The sequence below is a fragment of the Streptomyces sp. NPDC012825 genome (assembly GCF_042900925.1).
In the GTDB taxonomy this organism is placed as follows: Bacteria; Actinomycetota; Actinomycetes; order Streptomycetales; family Streptomycetaceae; genus Streptomyces.
The window spans coordinates 1-9,625 of the sequence record NZ_JBIBBZ010000040.1 but is presented as its reverse complement, the minus strand read 5'-3'; the positions used below and the strand labels follow the sequence as shown (position 1 = coordinate 9,625).

Annotated in this window: 13 protein-coding genes; 1 reads left to right on the top strand and 12 read right to left on the bottom strand. The window is 73.2% G+C overall.

The window, feature by feature from the left end; all coding sequences use genetic code 11:
• Positions 1–526: 526 nt before the first annotated feature.
• Entirely contained in the window at positions 527–1,120 is a 594-nt protein-coding gene (locus ACFY7E_RS32690; RefSeq protein ID WP_389491434.1) for a hypothetical protein, read from the bottom strand.
• 280 nt (positions 1,121–1,400) lie between these two features.
• Here ACFY7E_RS32690 and ACFY7E_RS32685 point away from each other — a divergent pair, with 280 nt between their 5' ends.
• On the top strand, positions 1,401–1,607 hold the full coding sequence (locus tag ACFY7E_RS32685; RefSeq protein WP_389491432.1) for a hypothetical protein: 207 nt from the start codon (positions 1,401–1,403) through the stop codon (positions 1,605–1,607).
• A gap of 205 nt (positions 1,608–1,812) precedes the next feature.
• Here ACFY7E_RS32685 and ACFY7E_RS32680 read toward each other — a convergent pair whose 3' ends face one another.
• From ACFY7E_RS32680 to ACFY7E_RS32630, 11 genes are all read right to left on the bottom strand, one after another.
• The gene (locus tag ACFY7E_RS32680) at positions 1,813–3,207 is read right to left on the bottom strand and encodes a hypothetical protein (protein ID WP_389491430.1); all 1,395 of its coding nucleotides are present in this window, start codon (positions 3,205–3,207) and stop codon (positions 1,813–1,815) included.
• Positions 3,208–3,949: 742 nt separating this feature from the next.
• Positions 3,950–4,384: an NUDIX domain-containing protein gene (locus ACFY7E_RS32675; RefSeq protein WP_389491428.1), complete on the bottom strand. Its 435-nt coding sequence runs from the start codon at positions 4,382–4,384 to the stop codon at positions 3,950–3,952.
• A gap of 47 nt (positions 4,385–4,431) precedes the next feature.
• Positions 4,432–4,623: a hypothetical protein gene (locus ACFY7E_RS32670; protein ID WP_389491426.1), complete on the bottom strand. Its 192-nt coding sequence runs from the start codon at positions 4,621–4,623 to the stop codon at positions 4,432–4,434.
• 21 nt (positions 4,624–4,644) lie between these two features.
• The gene (locus ACFY7E_RS32665; protein ID WP_389491423.1) at positions 4,645–5,079 is read right to left on the bottom strand and encodes a protein kilB; all 435 of its coding nucleotides are present in this window, start codon (positions 5,077–5,079) and stop codon (positions 4,645–4,647) included.
• Positions 5,080–5,181: 102 nt separating this feature from the next.
• Positions 5,182–5,388 carry a hypothetical protein gene (locus tag ACFY7E_RS32660; protein ID WP_389491421.1) on the bottom strand — a complete coding sequence of 69 codons (207 nt, stop codon included), beginning with the start codon at positions 5,386–5,388 and terminating at the stop codon, positions 5,182–5,184.
• On the bottom strand, positions 5,385–6,260 hold the full coding sequence (locus tag ACFY7E_RS32655; RefSeq protein ID WP_389491418.1) for a protein spdB: 876 nt from the start codon (positions 6,258–6,260) through the stop codon (positions 5,385–5,387). Before ACFY7E_RS32655 ends, ACFY7E_RS32660 begins: the two co-directional genes overlap by 4 nt.
• A 2-nt stretch (positions 6,261–6,262) precedes the next feature.
• Positions 6,263–6,583, bottom strand: a complete 321-nt coding sequence (locus tag ACFY7E_RS32650; protein WP_389491416.1) for a hypothetical protein — start codon at positions 6,581–6,583, stop codon at positions 6,263–6,265.
• Positions 6,580–6,711, bottom strand: coding sequence for a hypothetical protein (locus ACFY7E_RS32645; protein WP_389491414.1), 132 nt, complete (start codon positions 6,709–6,711; stop codon positions 6,580–6,582). The genes ACFY7E_RS32650 and ACFY7E_RS32645 overlap by 4 nt, the downstream gene beginning before the upstream one ends.
• On the bottom strand, positions 6,708–8,723 hold the full coding sequence (locus tag ACFY7E_RS32640; protein ID WP_389491412.1) for an FtsK/SpoIIIE domain-containing protein: 2,016 nt from the start codon (positions 8,721–8,723) through the stop codon (positions 6,708–6,710). Before ACFY7E_RS32640 ends, ACFY7E_RS32645 begins: the two co-directional genes overlap by 4 nt.
• 77 nt (positions 8,724–8,800) lie before the next feature.
• Complete coding sequence (locus tag ACFY7E_RS32635; RefSeq protein WP_389491410.1) at positions 8,801–9,091, bottom strand: helix-turn-helix domain-containing protein; 291 nt, start codon at positions 9,089–9,091, stop codon at positions 8,801–8,803.
• 256 nt (positions 9,092–9,347) lie between these two features.
• Positions 9,348–9,593, bottom strand: coding sequence for a hypothetical protein (locus ACFY7E_RS32630; protein WP_389491407.1), 246 nt, complete (start codon positions 9,591–9,593; stop codon positions 9,348–9,350).
• Positions 9,594–9,625: the final 32 nt, after the last annotated feature.

The following is a 9,625-nucleotide window of genomic DNA, read 5'->3' as shown; positions in this document are numbered from 1 at the left end:
CCGCCCCTCGTGCTCGGCGGCCCGCCGCGCCGCCGCCCGCCCCCGTAACCGCCACCTGATCATGTGGCGACCCTAGGCGCCCGTCTGCGGCCCCGTGAGGGATTCCGGCGGACCGAGAGACGCCGGAGCGGCTGAGAGGCCGTCAGCGGGCCGTACAGGGGCGCCTAGGGCCCGTAATCCTCCGTGGCCTCCCGCGTCGGCGTCTGCGGGTGCTCCGGGGCGGGAAAGCAGGCTGGCGGCGGAGGGGTGGGGTGCCGGGGGCGCTGAGCGGCCGTCAGGCGGCCGAGGAGCGGGGCGGGCCGCCGTTCCCCCGCCGTCGACCCGGACGGCGCGTGAGGCGACCCTGAGCCCCGGGGAGGGGCTGGCGGGGAGCACCTGCTGCCGCGATCGGGTTGCGGCCGGTGTTGTCCGCATCCGCTCCGGTGCGGGCATCGCCGTGGCCCGGGAGCGTGTCGTCGGTGGGCCCGACCGCCCGTGCGCACCCGCCGCCCAAGCACCGTGGGCGGGCGCACCAGGCAGCCGCGGACTACTCGCCGTCGGCGTCGTCCCACAGCAACGGCATGGGCGACGCCGTTATCCCCGACCGGCGCCGCGACAAAGGCCGGCGGGCGACCGGTGCCCGCCACGCGTCCGGCAGCACCGAGTCCACCGGCACAGCCGGGACCGGCGGAGCAAGCAGGAAGTCCCCACCGGACCCGGGCCCCACCTGGGCGGGCACCGTTTCGTCACGTGAGGTTTCTAGGGCCCCGGTTCCCTCACGTGACGAAACGGTGCGCGCGCCGTCGACCGCCTCCGCGATCCGCCGCTGGGTGCGCCGCTCCTCGTACGCCCGCTGCTGGCACGACCGCCCGCAGTACGCCCGGCGCCGCCCGACCCCGGACTGCCGCACCTGCCCGCCGCACCACTCGCACAGCGTCGTCTCCTCGCGCCCGTCGCCGGGCCCCCGCGTCTCCATGCCGCCGACCGTACCGAGACGCCGGCGGGCAGAACGCGCCGCGCCATAACGGCCGCCGCGCGGCACACCTCTGGCACTATCGCGCCGCCCGCGATCGAGCACGACGACCAGGAGCACGAGCAGCTGCACGCCGACGAGCCCGGCCGCCGTCGCCGCGTACGTCATCGCCCGCCGCCGTACGTCTCCCGGATGACGTACCGACCCGATCGCCCACACCCTTGCATCACGATCCGACGGCCCCCACGACACCTCTTGCAGCTCGCCCGAGAGCGATGACACCGACGCGTCTACGGCCCGTCCCGGCGGAGCAAGATGTGCGCTAATGCGACAGCAACGGGGGATGCCGGCACCCGAGGGCATTCGTAATGCATGAGGTGTGCCGAGTTTCGGCACGACGAAGTCGGCGGCGGAGCCGTGCGTTTGTGCGTCGCGGGAGACTCCGCTCATGAGCACCACACGACGCGTCCTCGGCATCGGTCCGACGACGAGCACCAGGAGCACGACGACGTCCCCGCGGCTGCTGCCGATCGAGCGGGCCGAGCTGGTCGACGGCGACGAGCGCCAGGACGTCGCCGTCGAGGAGAGGGCCGTGCAAATGCTGCGCGGCCGACGCCCGCTCGGTGGTGGACCACAGGCCGGTGGAGAGCGGTAGCAAGGTAGTAGTTACTGATCCCAGTAACGGTGGACCACCGCCGCCCGCGCACGGGTTTTCGGCGGTGACCGGGCACGGTCGGGGCGGCTCGCACGCAGCCGCCCGGCACCGGATTTCCGGCGCCGGGCGGGGTCAGCGAGTTATGGGTTACTGGTACCAGTAACGCCTTCGGTTCCCCGACCGAGGGCGGTCGGGGACAGGTCGGTCACGCGGGTGTCGGCGCCGGGTCGGCCTGCTCCTGGCGGCGCCGCTCGGCCGCCGCTTCCCGCCGCTCCGCGAGCGCGGTGAGCATCCCCTCGTACACGTCGGCCACCTCCTGCGGCGTCATCAGCCGGACGGCTCCGGCGATGCTGCCGGAGCTGACCGCGAGGGCGGTGACCGCCTCGATGTCGAGCGTCTCGCCCTCGACCGCCTCGACCACCGCGAGGTCGAGCGCGCGGCCGGTGAGCTTGTGCCAGGCCCGTTCCTGGATCTGCACGCCGTCGCGGAAGTCCCCGGCGGCGTCGAGCTCGAAGAGCACGTCCAGGTCGTCCTCCTCGGCGTCGCCGCCGTCGATGCCCAGGAGCTGGCGCAGGTGGCGGGTCCACTCGATCGCCCGGCGCCCGGAGACGGCCGCCTCGTACTCGGACCACAGGCCAAGGAGCCACGGCAGCTCCCCGTGCCCGTCGGCGTCCTCGGGCGCCATGCCGCCCATCAGGTCACCGATGCGGCCCAGGACCTGGAAGGGCGTCATGCCGCCCTTGCGGCCCTGCTTGAGGTCGCCACGGGTCAGCTCGTTGGCGGGGTCGCGGCCGTCCTGCGTCTTGGCCAGGTACTCGCCCAGGTCCTCGGCGTCCTGCACGGTCTCCAGCCGCTGGAAGTCGACTCCGTGGCCCTTGCCCTCGCACTTGCAGCCGGGGATCTGGCACGTGTCGGACGGCCGGAAGCCCGGGTCGACCTGGGCGAGGTGGCGGGTCCAGACCGCCCGCCACTGCGTCTCCCACTCCTCCAGCGCTTCCGCCGGCACCTCGAAGGTCCCGCCGACGACTGCCTTCGCGACGACCTTCTTCGGGACCTCCTTGCCGTCGACCAAGGTGGCCGGGGTGACCTTGAGCCCGTCGAGCGAGGAGGCGAGCGCGCCGCCGACCAGGACGATGGCGTGGATGTGCGGGTGCCAGCCGTTGGTCTGGCTGACCGTCACCTCGGTGGCCCGGATCATGCCGACGTACCCGATGCGGCCCCGGATGCCCTCGGAGGCCCCGTGGCGGGTCTTGGCGGACGCCTTGCGGCCCGCCCACGTCGAGCCGGTGATGAGCCGCTGGTAGGCGCCGGGGCGGCGCTTGATCCCGGCGTCCGCGTCGGCGCGGGTGCCCTGGAGCGCGTCCATCAGGGCCGCGAGGCGGTCGGCGGCGACGTGCCGGGCGGTGAAGGTCACGAGGTAGGCGGTCCCGCCCGCCTTGATCCAGGAGACGACCGCCTTCGTCACCTCCTGGGCGCGGCCGTGGCGGATCTTCGCGGAGCAGACCGGGCAGAGCCAGATCCGCCCGCACTTGAGCAGGCCCAGCGCGATGGCGGCGCCCTCGGCGGTCCGGGCGAAGACGACGCCCGCCTCCGGGTCCATGACCGTCCGGCCGCAGCCCCGGCACGACTTGTCGCCGGTGATCTGCCACAGGGTGCGGCGGCCCGCGTACCGCCGGGCGCGGCGCTGCCGCGACTTCCGTTCGCGGGCGTCTTCCGCGTCCGCGACACGATTTCCCCCGGCCGACGTTTCCGCAGGTCGGAGGGGTGCGCGAAACTCTGTTGTTTCTTTCCCTAGCCGACCCTTTTTGCCGCCGGGGGTCTCGTCAGGGACCGACGGCCCGTCGGGGACACGGCCAAGACCCTTCGCGATTGCCCGCTTTGCCCGCATTTTGCAGGCGTTCGAGCAGTAGACCTTCGGGCGCTTGCCCGGGGTGTGGACCAGCGGAGTACCGCAGTGGCAGCGCGGCCCGGCGGGCCGGGATGGTGCGGAGGCACCGATCTCTCGTACGCTCGACAAAGCACGTCACCTGTCTCGCCGGTCTGACTCGGCGCGAGATGGGAGGCGGACGGCCTGGGGCTCTCACACACCCGGGCCGTCACGCATTTCTGGGCTGAACTGATCCTGGCACTTGATGGGGCGTTCGTTCCCCCTGCTCCGCAGGCGGTTCATGAGGTGGAACGTCATCCGGCGAAATCTGTGACACCTACCGCCTGGCGGGACGCGGACGCGCGCCCGCGTAGGACGGTGCCAAAAGTGCCAAAACCCCTGCTGTGGCTGGTGTGACTCGGAGGACCCAAGAGAGCCCCGCCGACCGAAAGGCCGGCGGGGCTTCGTTGTGCGGTCAGCTCTTGCCGTTGAGCGTCTTCACGGCCGCGCGGATGATCTCGGCGTGGTCGAAGGCGACCGGAGGGAGGGCGTCTAGGGGCCACCACTGGGCGCGGGTGGCGTCGTCGCCCGCCTCGATGGGCGTGCCGGGGATGACCTCCAGGTGGTAGGCGACGGTGACGTACCGGCCGCGCGGGTCGCGGCCCGGGGCGTCGAACACGCCGACCTGGTCCAGCTCCTCGGGCGTGGCGTAGACCCCGGCTTCCTCGGCCAGCTCGCGGGCGGCGGCGGCGAGGCTGGTCTCGCCCGGGTCGACGTGCCCGCCGGGCAGCGCCCACTGGCCCTTGTGCGGGTCCCATCCGCGCTCGATGAGCAGGACGTGTCCGTCGGTGGTGGTGACGACGACGTCGGCGGTGAAGCGGATCGTCTCGAAGGTCTCGGTGCTGGTCATGGTGCGGGCCTCCTGGCTGTGGTGGTGGCGAGTCGGGCGACGGGTCGTCAGCCGACCTTGCGGATCTCATGAGCGTGGACGAGGACCGGGGCGATCCAGATGCTGATCCGGTCGACGGTCCAGCGGCCCTCGGTGAGCGGGCCCGGGGGGACCTCGTCCAGGACGCGGCCGGTCTTGCCGATGGCGCGGGGGTCGTCCTCGCAGGCGACGATCAGGACCTTGTCTCCGGCGTTGAACATGGCGGTCTCCTTGGGGACGAGTCAGGCAGCGAGGAGTCGACCGGCGGCGGCCACGAGGGCGTCGGACTTGCCGATGGCGTTGGTGCGGGCGATGTCGAGGACGTCGTGGGCGAGGGCGCCCCGGAGGTCGTAGGCGGCCTGGGCGGCGGCCTGGGCGGCGGGGGCGATGCCGGGGAGGAGGATCTGGACTTGCAGGAGCGGGGCGGTGATTGCGGAGCGGGTGGCGTGCGAGGCGGCGCGGGCCTCGGTCCAGTCCTTGTTCCGCAGGCGCAGGTCTTCGCGGACCCACATCGCGCGGCGGTGGTCGGCCAACGCCTTGACCAGGTCCGTCACGGCGGCGAGGCCCTCGGCGCGCTGGGCGTCGATGCGGGCGGCGCGGGTCTGGCGGGCCTGGAAGACGCCGGTGACGGCGACGCCCGCGAGGGTTCCGAGGACTGCGATCAGGGTCTGCCACATGTCAGTTCTCCTTCGTCGTGTGCTGACATCGCAATGATGGCATAGACATCACCGTGATGGCAACACCGTCGCCCCGTCTGGTGTGGGCGGGGCGACGGTTCGTCAGGCTGCTGGTACGAGACGGGCGGCGAGCTGGGCGGCGGCCACGAGGATGACGCGGACTTCCTCGGCGGCGGCCGGGTCGAGCGGGGCTCGGGGTGCCGGCACTACCGGCGGGGTCGGGGCGGCCGGGGCCGGGCGGCGCCGGAGGGCGACCGCCAGGACCAGGACCGCGACCAGAACGGCCGCGAGATACGCGAGGCCGATCACGCCTCCACCGCCGGGGTGGTGACGCGGCGCCAGGCGGCGCGCAGGCGGGTCTCGCTGGCGGAGTGCCCGGCGGCGCGGAAGGCGCTCGCGAGGTCCCGGTAGGACATGGGCGGGACCTCGCTCGCGCGGAGCTCCGCGACGATCCGGTCCAGCTCCTCGTCGGTGAGCACGGGGGCCGACTCCAGGAGTCCGCGCGCCTCGGCGGGGCTCCAGACGGGCAGTGCCCACGAGGGCCGTGACTCGGGTGTGACGGGGCCCGTCACGCAGGTCAGGGCACGTGCGGTCCCGTCCCCCTGCCGGGCCGCCTCCAGCACCGACCAGGCTCCGGCGAGGTCTCCGGCGGTCTCGGCCTGGACGCGTGCGACGCGCGCCCCTGCCCTCGTCACGGCGACGAGGCGGGTCTCCTCGGTGGCCGCCTGGGCGCGGAGCCGGGCCCGGTCGACGGCCGCCGTGTCGCGGGCCGACTGCTGGATGTCGCGGATCTCGTCCAGGGCCCGGGGCGTGAGCGCGGTGCGCTCCCACAGGCCGTGGACGAGCCACAGTCCCTTGGCCGCGAGCGGGAGCCAGGAGACCGCCAGCCAGGCTCCCGGCGAGGCCTCGCCGAGCGCGTGGGCGACCAGGACGCCGGTCGCGACGAGACCGAAGCCCCAGCCGACCCCCGTCACAGCGTTGTTGTGGTCGCCCTGGGCGGCGAGGCGCCTCTCGTAGGCGACGGTGGCGAGCCATCCACCGTCGAGGCCGAGGCCGACGACCAGGGCGACGGTCCAGTGCATCGAGCCGCTGAGCCACATCACGACGACGACCACGGTCAGGACCATGGAGACCGCCGTCATGGCGATGGCCGGTCCGGCCGTCTTGAGCTTGGCGTCCATGGTCACTTCCCCTTCTGGATCTGGCGGACGAGCAGGTAGGAGACGCAGCCGCCGACGGTGACGGCGACGGCGACCAGGGCGACGGCGAGGAAGAGCCCGGAGAGGACGCAGACGCAGGCGGCGCCGCCCGCGATCCACGCGGCGACCGTCCCCGCGGATCGGGTGCCGGCCTTTCCGTGCGAGCAGCTGCACGCGGTGTGCGCGGCCGGGGCCGGGGCGGCGGCCTGGGCGGCCTGGACCACGGCGAGGATCTGGGCGATCTGCGCGGCCTGGGCCTCCGCCTCGCGAGCGTCGGTCACGGCCTGGGCGAGGTCGGTGCTCATCGCTCCTCCTCCGGGACGTAGTCGGGGTCGATCGAGGCGGACTCGGCGCACTTCACGCAGTCCGGGGGGCACTCCGGCTCCGGCTCAACGCCGGTCAGCGCGCCGAAGAGGCGGTCCATCCAGCTCATGCCGACACCTCCCCGGCCTGCGTCGGGGCGACGGTGATCCCGTCCTCGCCCTTGACCAGCTCCCCGGCCTCCACCAGGGACTTGACCAGCTTCGACACGCTGCCCTTGCTGACCCCGGTCGCCGTGGCGATCGCGGTCACCGTGCGGGCGCCGCCCTGGACGGCCACGATGACGCGGTCCCGGTTGGTGGCCGGGGCCGCCGTCTCGTCCGGACGCGGCGCCGGGACGGCGGGCTCGTCCTTGACCAGCCGGAGGCCGGGCTGGACCGGGGCCGGGTCGGCGGGCTGGGTGACGTCGGACCAGGTGTCCAGCCACTCGCCCGGGTCCCACGCCCGGGTCGGCGCGTACGTCGGCATCGGCGGGATGACCGGTGCGGGCGCGGGTGCCGGCACCCGGGTGCTCGTGGCGGTCGGGCTGACCCACGGGTCGGCCTTGGGCAGTCCGGCGACCATCCCGTCGGTGACGTGCCACAGCCGCAGCGGGTCGGACTTCCGCTTGCCGTACTGGAGCAGGGCCCGGCCGGGGATGCTGTCCAGCTTGGACGGGAGCCAGCCCTCCTGCTGCGCGGTCTCACCGAAGATCGCGCGCTCCGCCTCGCCCGGGTTGACCGTGAGCGAGAGGAAGGCGGACATGTTCTCCTTCACGGCCGCCGGGACGCCGACCGCCTTCGTCGGGAACTGCGTCGCCCAGATGAACTGGAAGCCGACGCTGCGGGCTTCGGCCCACAGCTCCTCCAGGAGGTCCAGAACGTCCTTGTAGCGCTTGTCCTTGGACATCCGGACGATGGCCGCGCCCTCGTCGATGATCGCGAGCAGGAACCGGTTCTCCGGCCGCCCGTCCGGCACCCACGTGGCGCCGGTCGCCATGCCCTGACGGCGGTGCATCTCCTTGGTCAGCTCCTGGACCATCGCGTAGATGCGCGCCATGCGCTCCTCGCGGTCGGTCTCCTGGCCGACGCACCGCACGCAGTGCTGCCAGCCGATCGCCTCCTGCCGCTTGGGGTCGATGACGATCACGGTCCAGTCGTCCCGGAGCACCGCCCGCATCGCCAGCGGGCGCCAGGAGACCGACTTGCCCATGCCGGTCCGCCCGGCGAGCAGGATGTGCGTGCCCGGCTTGAGCGGCAGGTCCACGAACTCGCCGGTCACCTCGTCCACGCCGATGCCGACGTGGTCGGGCGTCCAGATCATCGAGATCCCGTCCGAGGCGGAGCGGGTGCGGATCACGATCAGCGCCCGGTCTCCGTGGGAGCCACGGCTGATCTGCATGCGGATCTCGGTCTTCATGCCGAGCAGCGCGCGGACCGCGTCGGCCTCGGCCGCCAGCTTCTTTGCCGACCAGTGGCCGTCGAGCCGGACGCCGCAGACGATCCCGGCCGTCGTGATCTCGGGCCGCTCGGTGAGCGTGCCGGACAGGCCGCGCTCGCTGGCGTGCTGGACCCACCAGGACGGGTCGAGCCGCGTCATCAGCCGCTTCTCGTCGGCGGACAGTCCGTCCTCGGACGGGGCCGAGATGGTGCGGCGGCCCAGGAACAGACCGACCGCGTTGGTCGCGATGAGCGCGGCCGACGTCGCGGCCGGCCACACCGCCCAGTCCGCCTGGGTGGAGAGCAGGTAGGTGGCGGCGGCGGCCGGGAGCGTGTGCACCGCGTGCGCCTGGACCGCGACCCGGGTCAGGGTCGACGGGTACGACTTGCGCGCCGTCTTGAGCGTCGTCTTGGCCTGCGTGCGGTGCTGGCGGGCCGCCTTGTCCGCCGTCCGTGCCGCCCGGCGGCCCGTGGCGAGCGGGTTCTTGCTGGCCTTCCGCGCGGCGACGAGCTGGGTGCGCGCCGTCGCGGCGGTCGAGCGGGCGGAGTTGTGGGCGCGCTGGGCGTCCATCAGCTTCTTCAAGTTCTCCGGCGTGCGGAGCTGGCGGCGGCGGTCAGCCTCCGCGTCCCAGCGCGCGGCCAGCGGCGCGCAGGCCGGGGACATGGCGTCGAGCATCGACGCGAGTCGGACAGAATGGTTCTGCATCACGGGTTCCTTCGTCAGAGTTGGGTTCCGGGATGTTCTGGCGTCGGGCCGTTCGCGCGGTCCGGCGCCTCTTGCGTCTACAGGCGGGTCTGGCCCGGCTGTCCCTTCGCGGGCGGGAGCCGGTCGGCCTGGGCGATCGCGGCGTAGCCCGAGAGAAGCTCGCAGACGGTCACGCCGAAGTAGTCGGCCACCAGCGGCAGGTCGTCGAGCTTCCATCCGGACTTGCCCAACAGGCGCTGGGAGAGCGACGCCCGCGTGATCCCGATGACCTCCGCCACATCCACCTGGCGGCGTCCGGTGCGGGTCATCAGGAGTCTCACCGTCTCGTTGAGCTGGGACTCCAGCCCCTCCGGCTCCTTGTTGGACATGTGACCATTCCTTTCGTTGCGATGGAATTTCCGTCGCGAGATGAAGGATGGCACAACTTCCCCCGCGACGGCAACAGCATCATGGGCCCGAGTTTCCGCGTGTCCGGGTTGCCCCGGTTGCTCCCACCGGTTGCGCCCGGGAGGCGAGTTGCAAGGCGAAACCGGCCGTGACCTGCGAGTTTCCGAGTTGCAGCGGATCGGGGGAGGGGGGCCCTACGCGTGCGCGCGCGAGGCGGGCCCGAAATCGGGCGCCGGATCAGCCGTAGCCGCGCACCCGAAGACGGGCCGTCAGGACGTCCGCCGCGAGGTCCTCGGGGACGTCCAGGAGGAAGTGCTCCGCCGCCCACGCCCGGACGTCCTCCGGACCGACCCGGACCGGTCCGCCGTCCGCCCGGCGGACTGCGAGCGTGATCGCCCAGTCCGCCGCGACGACCACCCGCCGCCCCTCGTGCTCGGCGGCCCGCCGCGCCGCCGCCCGCCCCCGTAACCGCCACCTGATCATGTGGCGACCCTAGGCGCCCGTCTGCGGCCCCG

Coding starts and splice junctions, on each gene's coding strand:
- ACFY7E_RS32675 (WP_389491428.1), bottom strand. CDS start 4,384: ATGACCAGCACCGAGACCTTCGAGACGATCCGCTTCACCGCCGACGTC.
- ACFY7E_RS32650 (WP_389491416.1), bottom strand. CDS start 6,583: ATGAGCACCGACCTCGCCCAGGCCGTGACCGACGCTCGCGAGGCGGAG.
- ACFY7E_RS32680 (WP_389491430.1), bottom strand. CDS start 3,207: ATGGACCCGGAGGCGGGCGTCGTCTTCGCCCGGACCGCCGAGGGCGCC.
- ACFY7E_RS32655 (WP_389491418.1), bottom strand. CDS start 6,260: ATGGACGCCAAGCTCAAGACGGCCGGACCGGCCATCGCCATGACGGCG.
- ACFY7E_RS32665 (WP_389491423.1), bottom strand. CDS start 5,079: ATGTGGCAGACCCTGATCGCAGTCCTCGGAACCCTCGCGGGCGTCGCC.
- ACFY7E_RS32635 (WP_389491410.1), bottom strand. CDS start 9,091: ATGTCCAACAAGGAGCCGGAGGGGCTGGAGTCCCAGCTCAACGAGACG.
- ACFY7E_RS32645 (WP_389491414.1), bottom strand. CDS start 6,711: ATGAGCTGGATGGACCGCCTCTTCGGCGCGCTGACCGGCGTTGAGCCG.
- ACFY7E_RS32630 (WP_389491407.1), bottom strand. CDS start 9,593: ATGATCAGGTGGCGGTTACGGGGGCGGGCGGCGGCGCGGCGGGCCGCC.
- ACFY7E_RS32685 (WP_389491432.1), top strand. CDS start 1,401: ATGAGCACCACACGACGCGTCCTCGGCATCGGTCCGACGACGAGCACC.
- ACFY7E_RS32690 (WP_389491434.1), bottom strand. CDS start 1,120: ATGACGTACGCGGCGACGGCGGCCGGGCTCGTCGGCGTGCAGCTGCTC.
- ACFY7E_RS32640 (WP_389491412.1), bottom strand. CDS start 8,723: ATGCAGAACCATTCTGTCCGACTCGCGTCGATGCTCGACGCCATGTCC.
- ACFY7E_RS32670 (WP_389491426.1), bottom strand. CDS start 4,623: ATGTTCAACGCCGGAGACAAGGTCCTGATCGTCGCCTGCGAGGACGAC.